General features: G+C 48.3%; 18 protein-coding genes and 2 riboswitches. Of the genes, 15 read left to right on the top strand and 3 right to left on the bottom strand.

Translation table 11 applies throughout. From position 1 onward, the window contains the following. Positions 1 to 103: 103 nt before the first annotated feature. From EYS13_RS07215 to EYS13_RS07205, 3 genes are read left to right on the top strand one after another with little or no spacing between them, the layout of a single operon-like run. The gene (locus EYS13_RS07215) at positions 104 to 1102 is read left to right on the top strand and encodes an ABC transporter substrate-binding protein (protein WP_227767367.1); all 999 of its coding nucleotides are present in this window, start codon (positions 104 to 106) and stop codon (positions 1100 to 1102) included. A 23-nt stretch (positions 1103 to 1125) separates the two neighbouring features. After that, positions 1126 to 2028 carry an ABC transporter permease gene (locus EYS13_RS07210; protein WP_227767365.1) on the top strand — a complete coding sequence of 301 codons (903 nt, stop codon included), beginning with the start codon at positions 1126 to 1128 and terminating at the stop codon, positions 2026 to 2028. Further along, entirely contained in the window at positions 2021 to 2815 is a 795-nt protein-coding gene (locus tag EYS13_RS07205) for an ABC transporter ATP-binding protein (RefSeq protein ID WP_227767363.1), read from the top strand. The genes EYS13_RS07210 and EYS13_RS07205 overlap by 8 nt, the downstream gene beginning before the upstream one ends. Before the next feature lie 228 nt (positions 2816 to 3043). Here EYS13_RS07205 and EYS13_RS07200 read toward each other — a convergent pair whose 3' ends face one another. Further along, positions 3044 to 3337, bottom strand: coding sequence for a carboxymuconolactone decarboxylase family protein (locus EYS13_RS07200; RefSeq protein WP_423055329.1), 294 nt, complete (start codon positions 3335 to 3337; stop codon positions 3044 to 3046). 156 nt (positions 3338 to 3493) lie between these two features. Here EYS13_RS07200 and EYS13_RS07195 point away from each other — a divergent pair, with 156 nt between their 5' ends. From EYS13_RS07195 to EYS13_RS07175, 5 genes are all read left to right on the top strand, one after another. After that, positions 3494 to 3955, top strand: coding sequence for a CBS domain-containing protein (locus EYS13_RS07195; RefSeq protein ID WP_227767359.1), 462 nt, complete (start codon positions 3494 to 3496; stop codon positions 3953 to 3955). Positions 3956 to 4026: 71 nt separating this feature from the next. Further along, a riboswitch (cyclic di-GMP riboswitch) is annotated at positions 4027 to 4110 on the top strand. A gap of 12 nt (positions 4111 to 4122) precedes the next feature. After that, complete coding sequence (locus tag EYS13_RS07190) at positions 4123 to 4740, top strand: helix-turn-helix domain-containing protein (protein WP_227767357.1); 618 nt, start codon at positions 4123 to 4125, stop codon at positions 4738 to 4740. A 172-nt stretch (positions 4741 to 4912) separates the two neighbouring features. Further along, a complete protein-coding gene (gene addB / locus EYS13_RS07185) occupies positions 4913 to 8386 on the top strand; it encodes a helicase-exonuclease AddAB subunit AddB (protein WP_227767355.1) in 3474 nt (1157 codons plus the stop codon). Continuing rightward, positions 8379 to 12095, top strand: coding sequence for a helicase-exonuclease AddAB subunit AddA (gene addA / locus EYS13_RS07180; protein WP_227767353.1), 3717 nt, complete (start codon positions 8379 to 8381; stop codon positions 12093 to 12095). The genes addB and addA overlap by 8 nt, the downstream gene beginning before the upstream one ends. Positions 12096 to 12499: 404 nt before the next feature. Further along, on the top strand, positions 12500 to 13159 hold the full coding sequence (locus tag EYS13_RS07175) for a TMEM165/GDT1 family protein (protein WP_227767351.1): 660 nt from the start codon (positions 12500 to 12502) through the stop codon (positions 13157 to 13159). Positions 13160 to 13300: 141 nt separating this feature from the next. Here the strand turns inward: EYS13_RS07175 and EYS13_RS07170 are convergent, their stop codons facing one another. Beyond that, complete coding sequence (locus tag EYS13_RS07170; RefSeq protein WP_227767349.1) at positions 13301 to 13846, bottom strand: pyruvate kinase alpha/beta domain-containing protein; 546 nt, start codon at positions 13844 to 13846, stop codon at positions 13301 to 13303. 341 nt (positions 13847 to 14187) lie between these two features. After that, positions 14188 to 15384 (bottom strand): FprA family A-type flavoprotein, encoded by a 1197-nt coding sequence (locus tag EYS13_RS07165; protein ID WP_227767346.1) that lies wholly within the window; start codon positions 15382 to 15384, stop codon positions 14188 to 14190. Positions 15385 to 15553: 169 nt separating this feature from the next. Then, a riboswitch (molybdenum cofactor riboswitch) is annotated at positions 15554 to 15671 on the top strand. A 184-nt stretch (positions 15672 to 15855) separates the two neighbouring features. Here EYS13_RS07165 and EYS13_RS07160 point away from each other — a divergent pair. From EYS13_RS07160 to EYS13_RS07130, 7 genes are all read left to right on the top strand, one after another. Continuing rightward, a complete protein-coding gene (locus EYS13_RS07160) occupies positions 15856 to 16671 on the top strand; it encodes an ABC transporter substrate-binding protein (RefSeq protein WP_423055328.1) in 816 nt (271 codons plus the stop codon). Between the two features lie 277 nt (positions 16672 to 16948). Beyond that, positions 16949 to 17596 carry an energy-coupling factor ABC transporter permease gene (locus EYS13_RS07155; RefSeq protein WP_227767341.1) on the top strand — a complete coding sequence of 216 codons (648 nt, stop codon included), beginning with the start codon at positions 16949 to 16951 and terminating at the stop codon, positions 17594 to 17596. Beyond that, positions 17589 to 17906, top strand: coding sequence for a PDGLE domain-containing protein (locus tag EYS13_RS07150; protein ID WP_227767339.1), 318 nt, complete (start codon positions 17589 to 17591; stop codon positions 17904 to 17906). The genes EYS13_RS07155 and EYS13_RS07150 overlap by 8 nt, the downstream gene beginning before the upstream one ends. After that, entirely contained in the window at positions 17893 to 18090 is a 198-nt protein-coding gene (locus EYS13_RS07145; protein ID WP_227767336.1) for a CooT family nickel-binding protein, read from the top strand. Before EYS13_RS07150 ends, EYS13_RS07145 begins: the two co-directional genes overlap by 14 nt. Positions 18091 to 18096: 6 nt before the next feature. Next, complete coding sequence (locus tag EYS13_RS07140) at positions 18097 to 18864, top strand: energy-coupling factor transporter transmembrane component T (protein WP_227767335.1); 768 nt, start codon at positions 18097 to 18099, stop codon at positions 18862 to 18864. Continuing rightward, complete coding sequence (locus EYS13_RS07135) at positions 18858 to 19706, top strand: ATP-binding cassette domain-containing protein (protein ID WP_227767334.1); 849 nt, start codon at positions 18858 to 18860, stop codon at positions 19704 to 19706. Before EYS13_RS07140 ends, EYS13_RS07135 begins: the two co-directional genes overlap by 7 nt. Then, entirely contained in the window at positions 19699 to 20289 is a 591-nt protein-coding gene (locus tag EYS13_RS07130) for a YigZ family protein (protein WP_227767331.1), read from the top strand. Before EYS13_RS07135 ends, EYS13_RS07130 begins: the two co-directional genes overlap by 8 nt. Positions 20290 to 20332 lie beyond the last annotated feature (43 nt).

The following is a 20332-nucleotide window of genomic DNA, read 5'->3' as shown; positions in this document are numbered from 1 at the left end:
GGCAGAACGGTAGTGGGGAGTTATGCTGATTATAAACACCCATGCTGGGTGTTTTTTGTTGCTTTACTGCTACCCTGCCGAATCAAACGGAGGGAGAAGAGAGATGAAAAAAGTTGCTTTGCTGTTGACTGTGGTGTTGGCCTTAGCATTGGCCGCTGTAGGATGCGGCTCCCAAGGGACGGGCGACGCCAACAAGGAAGCCCAAGGGGGAGAGAAATTCAGACTTGGGATTATTCAGGTGGCTGAGCATCCCGCTTTGGATGCATCCCGTCAGGGTTTTCTTGACGTGCTGGCTGAAAACGGCTACAAAGAGGGCGAGAATTTAGTAGTTGACTACCAAAATGCCCAGGGTGATCAGTCCAACCTCAAGACTATTGCCCAGAAATTTGTAACTGACAAGGTGGACATGGCGTTTGCTATTGCAACTCCATCTGCTATTGCCATGGCCGGCGAAACAGACAAGATACCTATTCTGATTACTGCTGTTACTGATCCGGTGACGGCCAAGCTGGTTAAAAGCAATGAAGAGCCAGGCACCAATGTAACCGGTACCACTGATATGACGCCGGTAAAGGAGCAATTGGATCTGTTGCAAAAAATTGTGCCTGCCGCCAAGAAGGTGGGAGTTATTTATAACTCCAGCGAAATCAATTCAGAGGTGCAGGTGGAAATTGCCAAAGAAGCAGCCGCCGGACTTGGCTTGGAGATTGTGGAAGCCACTGTAACCGGCAGCGCGGAAGTGATGCAGGTGACCCAATCTTTGGTGGGCAAGGTTGATGCCATCTATGTCCCTACTGATAACGTGGTGGCTTCATCCATCGCCAGTGTGGTATCTGTTGCGGAAGCGGCCAAGCTGCCTTTAATTGTGGGTGAAAAAGGTATGGTAGAAGGCGGAGCCCTGGCTACCATTGGAATTGATTACTACAAACTTGGACGTCAAACCGGTGAAATGGCCTTAAAAGTAATTAAAGGTGCTGACCCGGCAAGTATGCCTATTGAAAGCCTGAAATCGATAGATATAGTAGTAAATAAAAAGGCAGCAGAGCGCATGGGCGTGACGATTCCACAGGAAATACTGGATAAGGCGCAGGTTGTTGAATAAATTAACGAATAGGTGACAGAGGAATGGATTTGAGCATCTTCGCAGGAGCATTCGAACAAGGCTTATTATGGTCAATCATGGTTCTGGGCGTTTATGTAACTTTCCGGGTCCTGGATTATGCTGATTTAACAGTAGACGGCAGTTTTGCCCTGGGGGCAGCTGTAGCGGCCAGACTTGTTTTTGAGGGGTATGATCCCTGGCTAGGGACAATAGTGGCTTTGGCTGCAGGGGCCGTGGCAGGTGTAATTACCGGGATTTTGCATACCCAGTTTAAAATTGCTCCCCTTTTGTCGGGTATTTTAAGCATGATTGCCCTATACTCCGTTAATTTACGCGTGATGGGCAAAGCTAATATCTCTTTGCTCCGGATGGAAACCATAATCAGCAGGCTTACTGGTTTAGGGGTGCCCGGGGAATGGGCAGTGCTTGTCATCGGTCTCGCGAGCGCAAGCATAGTTATCCTGCTGCTCTGGTTATTCCTCAATACGGAGATAGGGTTTGCCATGCGGGCCACCGGTGATAACCAGCAGATGATCCGCAGCCTCGGGGTGAATACCAACGTGATGAAGATGGCAGGGCTGGGGATCAGCAATGCTTTGGTGGCTTTCTCCGGGGCTTTGGTTGCCCAGTACCAGAACTTTGCCGATGTGGGTATGGGCATTGGGACAATCGTTGTTGGTTTGGCTTCCATCATTATTGGCGAAGTGCTCTTTGGGAATAAAACAATGGTACGCACTTTGATTGCAGTTGTTTTGGGTTCCATTGTTTACAGGATGGTAATAGCCATTGTGCTCCAACTGGGGCTGCCACCCACGGATCTGCGATTGTTTACGGCGTTGATTGTTGCGCTGGCTCTGGCTTCTCCTGTTTTAAAGGATAAACTGCAGGGCTTGATTGCTTCCGGAAGGAGTGGGCAAAGTGCTTAAGGTGGAAGATGTTAGAAAGACCTTTAACAAAGGGAGTGTCAACGAAAAGATCGCCCTGGACGGTGTTACTCTGCACCTGGAGGCGGGCGACTTTGTAACTGTTATCGGCGGCAACGGTGCCGGCAAGTCGACGCTGATGAATATTATCGCCGGTGTCTATCCACCTGATCAAGGCTCTGTTTCTCTCGATGGGTCGGTGCTTACTTTATTGCCGGAACACCGCAGGGCAGCATATATCGGTCGTGTTTTTCAGGACCCAATGCTGGGCACTGCCGCTTCCATGACTATTGAGGAGAACCTGGCCATGGCACTGCGCAGGGGTAAAAAGCGGGGATTAAAATGGGGTGTTACCAGAGAAGAGCAGCATTTTTTCAAGGAACAGCTGGCCAAGCTGGAACTGGGCCTGGAAAACAGGCTCAGAGCAAAAGTGGGACTCCTGTCCGGTGGACAGCGCCAGGCTTTGACACTGCTAATGGCCACCATTAACAAGCCGAAACTGCTGCTTTTGGATGAACATACAGCAGCTCTCGACCCCAAAACAGCGCAAAAGGTCCTTGACCTCACAGATAAAATTGTCAAAACCGACTCTTTAACGACTCTTATGGTAACCCATAATATGCGGGATGCTCTGAAATACGGAAACCGCACCATCATGATGCACGAAGGCAAAATTATACTGGATATAGATTCCTCTGAAAAGAAAAAATTGCAAGTTGACGATTTGCTGAAGTTGTTTGAACGGACCAGTGGAAGCGCTATGGTCAACGACCGTTTGCTGTTGGCATAGCTAAAACACCTCCCTGCTTTATAAGGCTTGAGTGTCGGGCTGTCAACAAACTATTATGTGCTCGAATGTATTATGGAGCGGGACAGGTTTCGCCCTAGGCCGAAGGCTTTGCAGCCGCTAACGGTGTGCGAGCTTGTCCAGAGCAAATAATACATTTGAGAAGTGTTCATAAGCTGGCTCTTACTATCCTTGTAGGATAGGGGGTCAGTTTTTTAATTATGCAGGTGATTATGAAGACAGTGTTTCCCCCATCTCCTGCCTCAAAATTAGAAACCCTTCCATGGTCTTGGGAAATCCTGCCGTAGGTGCCACCAGCATGATGGCGTGTTCAATTTCTTCCCTAGTGCACCCGCTTTTAATTGCTTTAATGATATGGGTGCGTAAGGCATATTCGTACTGACAGGCGGTTGACAACGCTACTTTGATTAGCCAGCGGGTCTTTTCGTCCAATGGCCCTCCTTCATAATGGACCAGTTTGCCGTAGTCCTCGTAAGCTTCGTATATTTTCCCATGCTTATCCATAAAGTATTTCAGGTTTTCTTCTATGGTGTCCAATTTACCCCATCCTTTTCTTTAAAAAGATTTCCTCCTTTATATTGCTACCCTAAATGCGAAAAAATATTCCTTGTGATATTTTCGCAAAGATAGCTATAATAACTTTGGGAGGGAAATGCAACCATGAACATCGCCTTTTTTCTTTTGCCCAAAGACGAAGTAGTTTATTTGACGCCCCAATCAACTATTAGGCAAGCTTTAGAAAGAATGGAGCGGCACCGCTATACAGCAGTTCCCATTATCGACCGGGAGGGCAGGTACGTGGGGACCCTAACCGAAGGGGATCTGCTGTGGAAGATAAAAAATACACCTGGTCTGAGCTTTGAAAATGCTCACAAATACACTTTAGAAGAAGTGCCGCGCCGGATGGAAAACAAACCGGTACGGATTGATGCGGAAATGCTGGATCTAATTAGCTTGGCTAAGGTACAAAATTTTGTACCTGTTGAGGATGATATGGGGATCTTTATCGGGATTGTGCGCAGGAGCGAAATAATTGAGTATTGTGCCCAATTGTTGGCCAATTGTCATGAGCAAGTACAGGAGGGTAAAAATACAGCGGAACATAGCTGTGAGCTTTTATAAAAATAAAAATTTTAACTAAGTTAAGCCTGCAAAGGAGGATTTATTGCAAAAATAGCAAAGTAAAATAGTAACCAACGAAAAGGCAAAACCGGCTAAAGCCGGTGACGCAAAGCTATAGGGCCTAAAGCTGAAAGCTATGGCAGCCAGCTGCCGAAAGGAGAATTACGATGTTTCCCGTCAAGAAAAAGAAGTTTTACGGCAATTGCCCTTCCTGTAAAGGCGATTACCTCATTTACCGCTTCCGCAGTTTTAATAACGCTTATTTTTCTTGTGCCAAATGTGGCTATACCCAGGTTATCTTTGATCCCTGGGAGCCGGTGGGGGTGGTGACTGGGGGCAGCAGCAGGAAAACAGCCGCTATTTACAATGAGGCAAACAGGGCAGCCCGGAGACGGCAAGAAGGCAGACCACAAGAGCCGGAAAAACAAACGGAGAGTTTAGAGCAGTTGAAAGAAGTTTTGCGGGAAATAGCGGAAAATCAAACCACCATCAACGCCAAGGTAGATACTATACTCGGTTTGGTCAGAGAACTAAAGCAGGCAGGACTCCTGCCTGTGGAATACACTGGGCAAAATACCCATCCGGTGAACATGGCGGCGCTTGATGACGAAGAGTATTTGTCTACCGTAAGGGCTGCAGAACTGCTGGGCTTCACTACAAAAAATGCTTATCAAAAAGTATTGAATCTGATCCATAAAGGTAAGTTGTCCGCCAAAAAACCCGGCAGGTCATATATTGTGGCTAAAACTGAATTGGAAAGATTTTTGATGGAAAATAATATTTAACAGCCACCTCCCCTTGTTGCAGAGGGGAGGATTATTTTTGGTTCAGAGCTCTATATGGCTCGTCAAAAGAAGGAGCGGACACAAGGGTTAAGATTTTCAGGGTATATGATGAGTATTTATTGTCAGCATGCACTAAAGGTTTTTTGAAAATATGCGCCGAGGAGGGGAAACATTGAGCTTACAGTTTATTCTCGGGCGGGCCGGTTCGGGCAAAACCCATACCTGCTGGGAGGATATCAGGTGGGAATTGCAGCAGGCAGAGGTAAGCCAGCCTTTAATTCTCCTCGTCCCGGAACAAGCCACCTTTCAAAATGAACTGGCATTAGCCTCTACCCCTGGTTTGGGGGGGATTATGCGGGCCCAGGTCCTGAGCTTTCAACGGTTAGCCTGGCGTGTGCTCCAGGAAGTAGGTGGATCGGCCCGGGTACTGCTGGATGACTTGGGAAAAAGGATGGCGCTCCGGGGGCTTGTGGAGCAGCATAAAGATAAGCTGCAGCTTTTTTACCGCGCGGCTGACCAGCCGGGTTTTATTGATAGCCTGGCCGCTGCCCTGTCTGAATTAAAAGCCTATTGCCTTACTCCTGCGACTATTAAAGGGATTTTGGATTCCGGCCTGCTGGCTGCTCACGGTTTGCTTGGCGTGAAACTACAAGACCTTTATTTGCTTTACCAGAAATTAGAGGAATACCTGGCCTCACAATACCTGGACCCCGATGACTACCTGCTGCTCTTGGCTGAACGCCTAGAAAAGTCCCCTACTGTGCAGGACGCCAAAATCTGGCTGGACGGTTTTTCAGGCTTTACGCCCCAGGAATACAAAGTATTGGAAAAGCTTCTGCAGGTTGCCGGAGAAGTGAAGATAACCCTTTGCTTGGAACCTAAGGGCAGCTCTCAAAAGCCTAATGAAACAGAACTGTTTTATCCTACTAAGGAAACCTTATTTAAAGTGGAGTCCTTAGCCCGACGGTTAGGGGTAACAGTCAGGGAGCCAGTGGTGCTTGCTGCTGCCGTACCTTACCGCTTCCGGGAGGCAGAGGAGTTGGCCTACCTGGAAAAGTACTTTTTTCAGCGCCCTGCCGCTCCTTATCGAGGCCAAACTTCGCGCATAAAATTAGTAGCTGCCGCTAACCGCCGGGCGGAAGTGGAAGGGGTTGCCAGAGAGATTGCCAGGCTGAGCCGGGAGCAAGGCTTGCGCTGGCGGGAAATAGCTGTGATCTTAAGGGATTTGGAACCTTACGAGCAATTAATCGCCACCGTTTTTACCGACCACGGCATTCCATTTTTTATCGACCGCAAGAAGACGGTACTCCACCATCCGCTGGTGGAGTTAATTCGCTCCGCTTTGGAAGTGATTGAGACCAATTGGAATTACGAGCCGGTCTTCAGATATCTGAAAACCGATTTAGTCCCTCTCTCCAGGGAAAAGGTTGACCTTCTGGAAAACTATTGCTTGGCCCATGGTCTGAGAGGGAAAAGCTGGACTGATGGTAAGCCCTGGAGCTACCGTCGGCAATATACTGTGGGGGAGGAAACGGAACTGACCCCCTGGGAAGAGCAGGAATTGGCACTGATCAATGAGGCAAGGACAGTGGCTGCCGGGGATTTACTGGTTCTATCCCAAAAACTTAAAGAGGCGAAAAATGTGCGGGAAATGGCAACTGCTCTCTTTGAACTTCTGGCTTCTCTCAATGTACAAGCAAAGCTGAATGCTTGGAGCAAGGCTGCACAGCAGCAGGGACGCCTGGAGGAAGCCCGGGAGCACGTACAGGTTTGGAATGAAATTCTAAACCTCTTGGACCAAATAGTGGAAGCACTGGGCGAAGAAGAATTATCCCTGGAATATTTCAGCAAAGTATTGGAGACGGGTCTGGAAAGTTTACGGCTGGGCTTAATCCCGCCGGCTTTGGACCAGGTGCTGGTCAACAATCTGGAGCACTCCCGCAATCCCAATGTAAAAGCTGCCTTTGTGCTGGGGATTAATGACGGCGTATTTCCGCAGCGCGCCAAGGAAGAAGGTCTTTTTAGCGAGGTTGAACGGGAAAATCTCAAACGCTACGGTTTGGAACTTGCCCCGGGAAGCAGGCGGCGCCTCTTCGACGAACAATTTTTAATTTACCTGGCTTTGACCAGGGCCAGCCGGTACCTGTGGTTGAGCTACCCGCTGGCAGACGAAGAAGGCCGGGCTTTAATGCCTTCGGTTGTAATTGCCCGGATTAAGGAGCTCTTGCCCCATTTGCCGGAAAAGATATGTACCGTTGAGCCAACAGTATCTGGTGAAGATGAAGAGGAGTTTATCTCCCATCCCGGACGCACTCTGTCCTTCCTGGCTGCAAGGCTAAGAGAAGCCAAGGCGGGTCGGGAATTAAGCCCGCTCTGGTGGGAAGTCTATAATTATTTTGTGGACGATCCTCTATACGCCGCAAAAAGCAGGTGGGTTTTGCAGAGTTTGTTCCACCGCAACAATGAGGGCAATATTTCGGGGACGGTAAGCCGGGCTCTCTACGGCAAGCGTTTTAGAAGCAGTGTTTCCCGCTTGGAGAAGTACGCCTCCTGTCCTTTTGCCCATTTTTTATCCTACGGATTGAGGCTGCAGGAGCGAAGCATCTACCGGCTTGCGGCGCCCGATCTGGGTCAATTTTTTCATGCTGCCCTGAAAATTTTTGTGGAAAGATTAGAAGCCCAAAACCTGGAATGGGGAGTTTTAAGCCGTCAAGAATGCAGTCGGTTGACTTCTGAGGTAGTCAAGGAACTGGCCCCCAAGCTGCAAAATGAAATTTTGCTCAGTACCGCCCGCTATCGTTATTTAACCCGAAAATTGCAGCAGACAGTGGAACGGGCTGCCCTGGTGCTGACAGAGCATGCCCGGCGCGGCAGTTTCCGCCCTGTAGGTCTGGAACTGGGATTTGGCACCGGGGAAAAACTGCCGCCGCTCCTTTTTGATTTGGGTAACGGTTTGACTATGGAGCTCACGGGCAGGATTGACCGGGTGGATCTGGCCAGGTGTGCCACCGGCAATTATTTCCGGATTATTGATTATAAATCCAATTTTTCCCGGCTTACTTTGGAGGATATTTACCATGGCCTGAAACTGCAGCTTTTAGCTTACCTGGATGTGATTCTAAACCATGCGGAGCTCCTCACGGGTGAACCGGGTAAACCGGCAGGGATACTCTATTTCAGTGTAAAAGATCCTTTGATCCCTGGCGGTGGCCCCATGCCTTTGGAGCAATTGGAAAAAGAAATCTATAAAAAATTAAAAATGCAGGGTTATGTGCTGGCCGATGCCGAGGTGGTCAGAGAAATGGACCGGGCCATCGCAGGACATTCGGAACTTATTCCTGCGGCTTTAAAAAACGATGGCACCTTTCATGCCAATTCCCGGGTACTGACTCCGGAGCAGTTCGAACTGCTGCGCAAGCACTTACGGGAAACTCTGCAGCTAGTGGGCAGGGAAATTATGGCAGGGAAGGTGAAAATTGAGCCGTACCGCAAAGGCAATAACACGTCCTGCCAGTACTGCAATTTCAAACCGGTATGTCAATTTGACCTGTTGTTGGAAGACAACGTCTACAGGTTGCTCAGCGAGGATTGCAAGGAAGAAATATGGCTGAAGTTTGCTCTTAAGGGGGTGGAAGCCGTTGAGTAAAGGGAATTGGACGGAGGAGCAGTGGAGCGCGATTACCGCCAGGGGCTCTAACCTCCTGGTGGCGGCAGCGGCCGGGGCAGGTAAAACGGCGGTGTTGGTGGAACGGGTATTTTTGCGGATCAGCAGTGAAGAAGATCCGGTAGATGTGGACAGGCTCTTGGTCGTGACATTTACTAATGCTGCGGCTGCTGAGATGCGGGAACGGATCGGTACAGCCTTATTGCAAGCGCTCAATGCTAATCCTGGCTCCCGGCATCTGGAGCGGCAATTGTCCCTGTTAAACCGCGCCCCCATCACCACGCTGCATGCCTTTTGCCTTGAGCTGGTGCGACAGCATTTTTACCGTTTAGACCTGGATCCCAATTTCCGGATTGCCGATGATACGGAAGCTGTTTTACTGCGGCTTGAAGTTTTAGAGGAGCTTTTGGAAACTTATTATGAAAAAGAAGATCCGGACTTTCTCCGGTTGGTTGAATGCTACGGAGGGGAAAGGGATGATGCAGCTTTACAGGACTTGATCCTGCGCCTGGATACATTTGCCCGGAGTCAACCCTGGCCTAAACAGTGGCTTGAGCAGGCAGCCGTTAGTTTCAGGTTGCCGGGGGAGATTTCGCCGGATGAATTGCCATGGATAAAGAATTTGAAGGAAAGCATTTTTTTGGAATTGGAGAAGGCAGAAAGTTTGCTCATGAGGGCTCTGGTCATCAGCCGTCAACCGGGGGGCCCGGCTCCTTACGAAGCTAATTTAGAGGAGGATCTCGCTCTTATCCAGGAACTGAAAGCAGCATGCTGCTTACCTTGGAAGGAGATGGGTGCCGCTTTCCGGGGGTTTAAATTTAAGACACTGAAGCGCTGCCAAAGCGATGTGGATGAAAACCTAAAAAAACAGGCGCAAGCTTTTAGGGACGAGGCAAAGAAATTAACGGTCCAGTTAAGAGATGCATATTTTTTGCGGGAACCGGAAGATTGGTTCCAGGACTTTTCCGAGCTTGAACCTTTAGTTAAAATGCTCTGCCGTTTAACAGCGGAGTTTCAGGAGGCTTACCGTCAGGCCAAGCTAAAACGCTGCCTGGTTGATTTCAGCGACCTGGAGCATTTTAGTTTGGAACTGCTCATGGAACCTGAATCGGGACCGGGGAACTTAATCCCTTCGGCGATAGCTGCAGAGCTGCGGGAGCGCTTTGTTGAGGTGCTGGTGGATGAATACCAGGATATCAACTCTATGCAGGATACCATACTCCAGCTTGTTTCCCGACAGGGAAGCACGTGGCCCAACCTTTTTATGGTGGGCGACGTGAAGCAAAGCATTTATCGCTTCAGGTTGGCAGAGCCGGGCCTCTTCCTCCACAAGTACAAAAGCTATGCATCTGAACCCGGCACTTTGGAGCGGCGAATAGATCTTAGTAAAAACTTTCGCAGCCGGAGGGAAGTGGTGGATGGCACCAACTTTATTTTCCGGCAAATCATGACGGAGCGGTTTGGGGAAATGGCTTACGATGCCAAGGCTGAGCTGGTTTACGGAGCTGATTATCCTCCCGTGGAAGGGCAGTGGCCAGCCGAGCTGCACTTGATTGACAGGAAAACTCCTGAAACGCCTGCGGAGGAAGCGGGGGAAGAAAAGGATATTTCTGCAGAACATGAAAGCGATGTCGAGGAGCTGGGCGCTACTCAGCTGGAAGCCAGGTTCATTGGGCGGCGTATCCAGGAACTGTTGGCAGGTAAAAATGGTTCGCCTTTCCTGGTGTTTGATCGAGGAATGAAGAGCTACAGGCCGGTTACTTACCGGGATATAGTGGTGCTGCTTAGGGCCACAAAAAACAGCGCCAATGTTTTCCTGGAGGAGTTCAGGCAGTTGGGCATACCTGCTCATGCCGAATTGGGCACAGGCTACTTGGCTGCAGCGGAGGTAGAAACCCTCCTGGCGTTGTTAAAGGTAATAGATAACCCGTTACAGGACATCCCTTTAGCTGCAGTCTTGCGGTCCCCGCTGGTAGGACTGTCAGCCCAGGAGTTAGCCTATATCCGGCTTTGCTCCATCCAGGGGGATTTCTACAAAGCGGTAAAATGTAAAGCCCGGGAAAAAGATGAACTGGGGCTGCGGCTAAAAAGTTTTTTGGAGCGCCTTAACAGGTGGCGTACTTTGGCCCGCCGGAACACCTTGGCTGATTTGATCTGGACCATCTACAGGGAAACGGGTTACTACGATTATGTAGGCGGCATGCCGGGGGGAGCACAGCGCCAGGCTAACCTGAGAGCTCTCCATGACCGGGCTCGGCAGTACGAAAAGACTACTTACCGGGGGTTGTTCAGGTTTTTGCGGTTTATCGAACGGCTGCAGGACAGCGGCAGCGACCTGGGTGCAGCCAGAGCTTTGGGCGAAAATGAAAATGTTGTGCGCATCATGAGCATCCACAAAAGCAAAGGCCTGGAATTTCCTGTTGTTTTTCTCGCCGGGCTGGGAAAGCGGTTTAATCTTTTGGACTTAAATAAGGAGATGCTTTTGCATCAAGAATTAGGAATTGGCCCTGCGCTGGTGAGACCCGAAGAGCGATTGGTTTATCCCACCTTAGCCAAGCTGGCAATTAAACACCGCTTGAAGCTGGAGATGCTGGCGGAAGAAATGCGGGTACTATATGTTGCCATGACCCGGGCCAGAGAAAAACTGATTATGGTGGGGACTGTGCCCGATTTGGCAAAAGCGTCGGGCACTTGGGTGCAGCATGCTTTTACCCGGGGCTGGCCACTGGCGGAGGCAAGCCTGGCTGCCGCCAAATGTTTTTTGGACTGGATCTGTCCGGCGCTGGCCCGGCACCCGGCAGGTTTGCCTTTAAGCAAAACAGCCGGGGCGGAGGTGGATCTGCAGCCGGAAATTGTCGTTGACCCTTCAGTCTGGGAGATTAAGCTGTGGGATAAAAACAGCTTGCAAGGCGAGCAACTCACACCGGCAAGGGAGGAGGCCTTATGGGAAAAAGTCCGCCGTTTTGAACCGGTTGAGGTGGAAGGAGTTAAGGCGCCTTTTTTAAGAGACCGCTTAAGCTGGAGATACCCTTACAGCCAATTCGCCGGGGTAACGGCCAAATTGGCTGTTTCCGAGGTTAAAGAGCGGTTTGCCCATCTTGACAGGGAGGGGCGGGTAAGTGTTTATCAGCCTCCCGTGTTGGAACGTCCCCGGTTTTTACAGGAAAGCAAAGGGCTTTCGGCGGCAGAACGGGGTTCTGCCATGCACCTGGTAATGCAGCACCTTGATTTGCAGCACCAGCTCGATTCCGACCAACTCATCATGCTCTTAGCTGAACTGGAAGTTGAAGAAATATTAACCGCTGAACAAAAGGCAGCCGTGGATGTAGAGAAAATCAGGGAATTTCTTGAGTCCCCGCTGGGGGTTCGCATGCGGAAAGCAGCTAAAATCTACAAGGAAATGCCTTTTAGCTTAATGCTGCCTGCCCACGAAATATACCCGGAACTGGAGAAAAGCGATGAGCAGGTATTGATTCAGGGGGTAATCGACTGTTTGCTGGATGAGGGGGATGGGTTCGTGCTGATTGACTACAAGACCGATCAGGTTGAGGAAGGGCGGATAGACAAACTGGTTCAGACTTACCGCGGTCAGCTTTATCTTTATGCCAGAGCGGTGGAGACAATTTTACGACGCCCGGTGAAAGAAAAAATCCTTTACCTTTTTGAAGCGGGAAAGGCAGTTAAAGTATGATTTTGACCGGAAAATGTATAGTCTCCTGCTTTGCTGCCTCCGGCTTTGAGCAAAATGAAGATAAAATTCGATTGCAAGTGCTAGTAAAAATTAATGCTTGTCAACCGGTGAGGTGACTGATATAATAATAACGCTAGTTGAATACATAAGCCTAAGGGGAGTAGTTTACACAGGTAAAGTCAACAGACTGGCAATGGCCTGGCTTTACCGGCTGGTTGAAAACAGTTTAACGAGACCTTTGGCACACTATAAGTGTGTCCATAGGTCTTTTTTATTACGAGTTGGAAAGTATATTCTTCCTTAATTCATTACTTTCCGTTACGAGCAACAAAAAAGCTTCCTAGGCCAATCTTTGTTTAATGCTTTTTTATTTTACAATAATTATAAATACGGAGGTGCATAAAATGGAAGCGTATCTTGCCTCAACAGTCTTCGTAGTTTTAGCAGAAATGGGTGATAAGACCCAACTGCTGGGGATGGCCTTTGCCACCAGGTTTAAAGCTCTTACCGTATTGGCAGGCGTGCTGGTGGCAACTTTGGCTAATCACTTTATAGCAGTAGCATTAGGGGATTATTTAACAAACTTCATTCCTCTCAATTACATCCAGTTCATTGCTGCCCTATCCTTCATCTTTTTTGGCCTATGGACGCTGCGGGGGGATAAACTGGAAGGAGAGGATAAAAAAGATTACTTCAGCCCTTTTTGGACCGTGACCATTGCCTTTTTTATTGCGGAAATGGGCGATAAGACCCAGCTGGCCAGCATTGCTTTGGCTGCCAAATACAACTCCCTGCTTTGGGTTTGGATGGGCACTACTACCGGTATGATCATTTCCAATATCATCGGCATCGTGGTAGGGGTTGTTCTAGGGAAGAAGATCCCGGAGAAAGCGGTTAAATTGGTTTCCGGCAGTATCTTTATCTTGTTTGGCTATTTAGGAATTTTTGGAACAGTCAGCGACTTGCTTTGGAGAATCGGCATTCTGGGTGTTGTAACGTTAATAGTAGCCTGGTACGCTTTTTATCTGGCCAAAACTGCAAAAGAAAGCGGCAAGGCCGCCTGATTAGTGACAAGTCATCAGTCCCTAGTCCCCAGTGGCGACCTGCTTCGCGTCGTTAGTCTTTAGTCGTAACTAAGGACTAACGACCAAGGACTAAGGACGCGGCTTTTAGCCGATGCTGGTGACTGAGGACTGGTGACTGCCTTAGAATTCTCTGGGCTTACAAATTATCTCTTTGACTTTAGTCTCGAAGAAGTTATTGGAATGGGCAGGCAGGATTACCGCCGCCGTATCAGCCCCTTCGCCGGTGCCGGCAACTGCAACCACTTCTTCCCCGTAAGGAATGAGGCCAGCATCTAACGCCATTCCCGCTATTTCCACGCACACTTTTAGTCCCTGCCCTAACATCCGTAGGCTCGCCGCAATGATTTCTGCCGGGTAAAGCCCACCGAATTTGTTGCGCACCGCCCGGTCCAACCCAGCCATTAAGTGGGTGGTGGTTAAAAGTTTTACCCCTTGCTGGGCAAGTTTTTTACGCATTTCCTCTGTCATTTCATCTTCCCCCGGTCCGGCAAAACCAACATGGTGAGTAACGCCAACGATCTCCAGTCCTTTTCCCAGACATGCCTCTATGGTCTTACCGCTGCAAGATGCTACCACCAGGCGTTTGATGCCCAATTCCTTTGCCCTCTCCACAGCAAGTTTTACGGTTGCCTGTGTGTTTTCAGTTCCTGCTTTTTCCCAGTACATGTTACAACCTCCTTCTGCACTTTTTGTTTTTATTCCCCTAGTATTAGGTAAATCCTGCCTGGATTACACTGTTTTATTCTCAGTGCATCCACTAGGTAGAAAACACGGTATTCGGCCGCTGGCCAGCAGCCAACAGCATAATCCGGCATGATGAAAAGCGGGTAATGACTACCCCTTCAGCTTGTAGACAAAGCCCGCATGTATTATTTCGCTCTGGACAAGCTCCTACGCCGTTACCGGCGGCAAAGCCGCCGACGGCTGAGGAAACCAGTCCCGCTCCATAATACATGCGGGCTAATAATAGTTTTTCGACGGTCTAAAGCGGGTTATGACTACCCGCTTTACTTATGTTCTTTGATTTTTTGGCCGATTTGCCTGCCGTATTCATAGCACCGGCTGATTTCTTCTTCTGTGGGTACCCACCTTACTTGCAAACCTTCCATGATCAGGTTAACACCTGCCGAGGACAGTTTTTCCTCAATAGTTTTCACGGCGCCGCCTCCCCAGCCGAAGGAGCCGAAAGCCGCGCCAATCTTATTCTTTGGCTTTAATCCTTTCAGATCATCCAGAAATGGAGCCATTACCGGTAAAATATCATTGTTGATGGTGGAAGAACCGACTACAATGGCTTTACAATTCAGGACCTCTTTGATGATATCGTTCCTGTCGGTAACTGAGAGCTTATATAATTTAGCCTCTGCTCCTTCTGCCACAATTCCGTTCAAAATGGCCTTAGCCATCTTTTCGGTGCTTTCCCACATGGTATCGTAGACTATTACGGCCTTATTATCCGCCTCTCCTTTAGCCCATTTCAGGTAAGCCTGAATGATTTTTTCCGGGTTTTTCCGCCAGATTATTCCATGGCTGGGGGCAATGATTTTGATTTTCAAGCCCAGCTTTTGAACTTCCTCCAGTTTCTTGAGTACCAGCGGGCTGAATGGGTAAAGGATATTGGCATAGTACTTGGCTGCCTCATCCATGACCTCATGCTCGTCCACCTGGTCGTCAAACAAAAAGGAAGAAGCCAGATGCTGGCCAAAAGCGTCATTAGGCATAAGCAGCTGTTCCTTTTCAATGTAAGAAAACATGCTGTCCGGCCAGTGCAGCATCGGTGCTTCCAAAAATTTAATGCTTCTTTTTCCTAAGTTTAGTTCATCGCCGGTTTTGACTACCTGGAAATCACACTCCAAGCCATAGTGTTTGATTAGACCCTCTTTAGCTTTTTGAGTGCAGTAAATTTTAGCGTCAGGACAAAGCTTGATGATTTCCGGCAAAGCCCCGGAATGGTCCGGCTCGATATGGTTGACAACTATATCTTCTATTTTACCTGGGTCAACGAGAGCTGAGATGTTGGCAATCAGTTCTTTGGTAAAGGGCCTAAAAACAGTGTCAACCAAAGCGATTTTTTCGTCAATAATTAAGTAAGCGTTGTAAGTTGTGCCCCGGTGGGTGCTGTAGGCAGGGCCGTGAAAAAAGCGAATGTTCCAGTCTACCGCACCTACCCAGTGGATTCCTTCCGCAATTTGTACTGGTGGCATTAATTCATCTCCTTTCATGATTACGTACACGTATTACCAGTATAACAATACTTTTACTGATATGTCCATTTTTTGTTGAAATATGTATTCTGCCCTAGCCGAATAATTTTTAAGAACAGCAGGTATCAGTTTTTGTACGTAGAATAAATTTTATGTAACAACTCCATATTTTATTTTTATGCTCCGAACTTTACCGCCTAAAGCTTCGGCCATGGAGTAAAGTCCATAGGGTATAGCGGGAAACTGCTATGCCTCCCAATGTGGAAAGGGGTTCCTTGTGTTATTTAAAAGCCAGGCTCTTTCTACCCGCCTGGCTTTTTTAACGGGGCCCGGTTGGAGGTGATCTGTGTCAATATAATAACTTCTCCCTTTTAAGCACATTTTAGCAGTAAAAATAGGAGGGCTCGAACAGTTGTGAAAGGTAAAAAAGTTATTTTAACGTTTTTCTTAAGTCTACTTTTATTTGCTATAATGGCCGGCTGCGCCAGGGAAAGCCAACAACCGGAAAACAAGGCAGCAGAAAACCAGGGTATGAAAGAAATAATCCTAGCAACTACTACCAGTACTGTAGATAGCGGCTTGCTGGATGTTCTGAACCCGGTCTTTGAAGAAAAGACCGGCTACGTGGTAAAAACGATTCCAACCGGCACTGGTAAGGCTTTAGCCATGGGGGAACGGGGAGATGCCGATGTCCTGCTGGTACATGCTCCCGAAGCGGAAAAGAAACTGCTGGAGGAAGGTGTAGTCACCAACTACCGGCTGGTGATGCATAACGATTTTGTCATTGTGGGCCCGGAGAATGACCCTGCAGGAATCAGCCATGCCCAGACAGCTATGGAAGCGATGCAAAAGATAGCAGCAAGTCAAAGCCTCTTTATTTCCAGAGGCGACGATTCTGGAACCCATAAGAAGGAATTAAGCTTGTGGCAAAAAGCTAACGTCAAAAATGAAGGCGGCTGGTACCAGGAATCGGGCACCGGCATGGGTGAAACCCTGGCTATTGCCAATGACAAGCAGGGCTATACGCTTTCAGACAGAGGGACATACCTGGCTTTAAAAAAGAATCTCAAGCTAAAAATCCTGTTCGAGGGTGAAAAATCCCTCTTAAACATCTATCACGTCATGCAGGTTAATCAGGAGAAATTTCCCAAAGTCAATGCGGAAGGTGCTAGAGTTTACGTGGAATTTATGATTTCTCCTGAAACTCAGGAAATGATCAAAAATTTTGGTGTGGACAAATACGGTGAGCCGTTGTTTTTCCCCGATGCAGGGAAGAAGGACAGCTAAAATAAAATTAAATTTAAAATTGAAATTCAATAATTTGAAATTTGACAGCAGGAATTTTTGTTGATAGCTAGAATAAAATAGACTATACATGATATGTAAATGCGCCATGAAGGCGCTGCTGTTGCTTGTTATTTTTTGGATAATAGGCCAAGTAGGTCTAGAAACCCTGGCAGGGGTTTAGGCTTGCTTGGCTATTTGTCTTGTTGGGGAAATACTGCAAACGACACTTCATGCATGAAAAGTGTGTAGCCTGATCTATAATTAAAGGAGGATGACAATGCATATACCAGACGGATTCTTGGATGCCAAAACGTGGTTAAGTACGGCTGCTCTGTCGGCAGGGGCTCTGTCCTATGGCCTAACTCAGGCCAACAGAGAGCTTGAGGACAGGCAGATTCCCGTCATGGGAGCCATGGGGGCTTTTGTTTTTGCTGCTCAAATGGTAAATTTCCCGGTAGCAGGGGGGACTTCAGGCCACCTGCTGGGGGGTGCCCTTCTGGCTCTGACTATGGGGCCATGGCCTGCTTGCATTATCATGGCAACCATAGTTGGTCTGCAGGCATTATTCTTCAATGATGGCGGCGTTACCGTCCTAGGAGCAAACATTTTCAATATGGCTGTACTGGCACCCCTTTCGGGATATTGGGTTTATCGGCTGTTAAACAGGGTAATTGCCAACAGACCGGTAAAAATATTTCTGGCAGCTTGGTTTTCCACCATGGCTGCAGCGGCAGCAACTGCTTTGGAATTGGCCTTTTCCAATACGATAGCCTTAAAGTTGGTCTTACCTGCCATGCTGGGGTGGCATAGCTTAATTGGCATTGGGGAGGGACTGATTACTGCAGGAGTGATCTCTTATTTGACCAGTATCAAGGGAGGCTTGTTTTTAAGCATAGGGAGAAAGGCCGGTGAGAGTAATGTCTAAAAAAATATTTTGGTTTTTATTGGCTGCCTTAGCTGTAGCAGCCTTGCTGGGCCCATATGCTTCCTCCTATCCCGACGGCTTGGAACGTGTTGCGGAAGATTTTGGTTTCCTAGGCAAATCAGAGGGAAAAGCGGTCTTGCAGTCTCCCATGCCGGATTACGTCATGCCGGGGATAACCGACGAAAAAGGGGCCACTGCCTTAGCGGGCGCAGTTGGAACTCTATTGACTTTTGTTATAATATATATAGCGGGAAAAGCAATTACTTTCAGCAAGAGGATGTCAAGGAGGGATAGGTATGTGCGAAGCTAACGCTTACCTTAAAAAAGGCGATCGGGAAGAACTGATTTTGGAACAAGTCGATGAAGTAGAGCCATTTGAAGACGGTTTACTGCTGCGCAATATTTTTGGAGTGCAAAAAATTGTAAAAGCTAAGATCCAGTCCTTGGCTTTAGTTAACCATAAGATTATCCTGGAAGAGCTGCCTAATTCCTAATTGTGTATGGACAAAATTAAAAAGCTATTAACCAAAGCTAACCCCAGGGGATTGGTGGCCGCTACGGCGCTGCTATTAGCAGTGGTAACTTTACTCCAAGATTTACGGCTGCTGCTCTTTAATTTGCTGTTGGTACTCATTGTTTTCCGGTTAGTCTGCTGCAACTTTAGAGGCATTTTCACAAAATTTGCATTGCTTTGTCCCCTGGCGGTTTTTTTGGCGTTGGCAGCTGCTTTGTCCACACCTGGTCACGAAATAGCCGGGATAAGGCTCGGGGGATTTGCGCTTATGCTTTCGGCGGAAGGTATCCGGAAGGCACTGAGGCTGTTATTGCGGATGTTTAATTCTTTGGGAATAATTTTTCTTTTGCTGGAACTGGTAGGGACCAGGCGCTTTTTGCATACTCTGCGTCTATTTAAAGTGCCGGCGCTTTTTATCCGGCTTGCCGAGTTCATCTTGCGCTATTTTGGGCTCGTAGCCGCGGAGTTAACGAGGATGCAGCTGGCCAGGAAGGCCAGGTGTTTCAGTTTTAGGCAGAGCATAATACGCACAAATGTCATGCGCACTTTGACCCAGTTGATAGGAGTATTGTTTTTGCGCTCCCTTAGCCGGGGTGAACGAATTTACCTGGCGATGCTGTCCAGGGGGTATGCCGGTGATTTTCAAACTTATATCCCGGAACAAAAAACGGAGGGCACTAACACTTTGGGAATTGGTGCGGTATTATATAGTATGCTACTATTGCTCTTGGATAAAGGCTGGGTGAGATGGTAATAAAGGCAATTAACATAAAAGATTTGCACTTTTGTTACGGCGACGGTACGCAGGCTCTGGCCGGTGTCCACCTGGAAATTTCGGCGGGGGAAAAGGTAGCTCTTTTGGGCCCGAACGGTGCAGGCAAATCTACCTTGCTGCTGCATTTCAACGGCTTAAACCTTCCGCAGCAAGGGGAAGTATTCATTCTGGGCCAAAAGATAACTTCACAAAATGAGCGATGGGTGCGTTCAAAAGTAGGATTGGTCTTTCAGGACCCTGACGACCAGTTATTTGCACCTACCGTTTGGGAAGATGTGCTTTTCGGTCCCCTTAACCTCGGCTTGAAGCTTGCGGAAGCTGAATTGCGGGCCAGGGAAGCCTTACAGGCAGTTGGCATGCTCAATTATAAGGATAAAACCCCTCTGCATTTGAGTTTTGGGCAAAAAAAACGGGTGGCTATAGCGGGTGTGCTGGCCATGGAACCGGAGATCATCGTGCTGGACGAGCCTACCGCTTACCTTGACCCTAAGGGCCAAGAGGATTTGTTGGTAATTCTCGATAACCTGCATGACCAGGGAAAAACAATAATTATAGCGACTCATGATGTGGACCTTGTAGCCGAATGGGCGCAGTCGCTGATTGTGTTAAGGTCGGGAACCATTTTGGCCCAGGGCGGAGTAGAACTTTTAAGCAGTGCGGAGGTAGTGGAAAAGGCTAATTTGCGCTACCCTGTGGTTACCAGGCTCTTTAAGTCCATCGAAGAATTGGCTGACGTAACGCCTCCGGTAACCTTCAGCCAAGCGACAGCGTTAATCAAACGTCTAGTGGCAGATCATAAGGTGTGTTGCGACCATGAGTGATTCTTACCAAACTGTAGCTCGTTCAATAACGGTCAAATCGGTAATTAACCGTTCCGAGTTTTTGGCCCATGTGAAAGAGGTTGCTACGGAAGAAGAGGCGCGGGAATTTATCAGTGCTATCAAAGAAGAACACAAACAGGCTACCCATAACTGCTCTGCTTTTTGTATCGGGCTTCCGCCCAGGGAGGTAACTTTTGCCGATGACAACGGCGAACCAAGCGGCACCGCGGGTAAACCCATTCTGGGCGCAATTAAGTCCAGTGAGATAACCAATGTGGTGGTGGTAGTAACCAGATATTTCGGTGGCAAAAAACTGGGGGTAAGAGGATTGATTGAAGCCTACGGCGGAGTTGCCAAGGATGCAATTCGAACTGCCGGTATCGTCACCAGGGTTATAACTTCAACCTTTGCCGTAAAATGTGATTATCCCGCGTTGAACAGCGTGATGTACCATCTAAATAAATATGAGGCGGAAATTGTGGAAAGTGACTATGGAGTCAAAGCCCGGCTTAAGATTGCGGTGCGGGAAAGCTTGGCTAAGGAATTGAAGGCTGTTTTAGAGCAGTTTGGTTTAATTGAATAAAGTACCTGCCAGGCAAGTTGACCACAACGGTTGACTTGCCTTT

Source organism: Zhaonella formicivorans, from assembly GCF_004353525.1.
Lineage (GTDB): Bacteria > Bacillota > DUOV01 > DUOV01 > Zhaonellaceae > Zhaonella > Zhaonella formicivorans.
Note: the sequence above shows the minus strand (reverse complement) of the source record. Positions and strands in the feature narration are given on the sequence as shown.

Bases quoted from the DNA above. Each gene is read 5' to 3' on its own strand.
- EYS13_RS07215 (WP_227767367.1), top strand. From the start codon at position 104: ATGAAAAAAGTTGCTTTGCTGTTGACTGTGGTGTTGGCCTTAGCATTG.
- EYS13_RS07210 (WP_227767365.1), top strand. From the start codon at position 1,126: ATGGATTTGAGCATCTTCGCAGGAGCATTCGAACAAGGCTTATTATGG.
- EYS13_RS07200 (WP_423055329.1), bottom strand. From the start codon at position 3,337: ATGGATAAGCATGGGAAAATATACGAAGCTTACGAGGACTACGGCAAA.
- EYS13_RS07195 (WP_227767359.1), top strand. From the start codon at position 3,494: ATGAACATCGCCTTTTTTCTTTTGCCCAAAGACGAAGTAGTTTATTTG.
- EYS13_RS07190 (WP_227767357.1), top strand. From the start codon at position 4,123: ATGTTTCCCGTCAAGAAAAAGAAGTTTTACGGCAATTGCCCTTCCTGT.
- EYS13_RS07175 (WP_227767351.1), top strand. From the start codon at position 12,500: ATGGAAGCGTATCTTGCCTCAACAGTCTTCGTAGTTTTAGCAGAAATG.
- EYS13_RS07170 (WP_227767349.1), bottom strand. From the start codon at position 13,846: ATGTACTGGGAAAAAGCAGGAACTGAAAACACACAGGCAACCGTAAAA.
- EYS13_RS07165 (WP_227767346.1), bottom strand. From the start codon at position 15,384: ATGCCACCAGTACAAATTGCGGAAGGAATCCACTGGGTAGGTGCGGTA.
- EYS13_RS07160 (WP_423055328.1), top strand. From the start codon at position 15,856: ATGGCCGGCTGCGCCAGGGAAAGCCAACAACCGGAAAACAAGGCAGCA.
- EYS13_RS07155 (WP_227767341.1), top strand. From the start codon at position 16,949: ATGCATATACCAGACGGATTCTTGGATGCCAAAACGTGGTTAAGTACG.
- EYS13_RS07150 (WP_227767339.1), top strand. From the start codon at position 17,589: ATGTCTAAAAAAATATTTTGGTTTTTATTGGCTGCCTTAGCTGTAGCA.
- EYS13_RS07145 (WP_227767336.1), top strand. From the start codon at position 17,893: ATGTGCGAAGCTAACGCTTACCTTAAAAAAGGCGATCGGGAAGAACTG.
- EYS13_RS07140 (WP_227767335.1), top strand. From the start codon at position 18,097: ATGGACAAAATTAAAAAGCTATTAACCAAAGCTAACCCCAGGGGATTG.
- EYS13_RS07135 (WP_227767334.1), top strand. From the start codon at position 18,858: ATGGTAATAAAGGCAATTAACATAAAAGATTTGCACTTTTGTTACGGC.
- EYS13_RS07130 (WP_227767331.1), top strand. From the start codon at position 19,699: ATGAGTGATTCTTACCAAACTGTAGCTCGTTCAATAACGGTCAAATCG.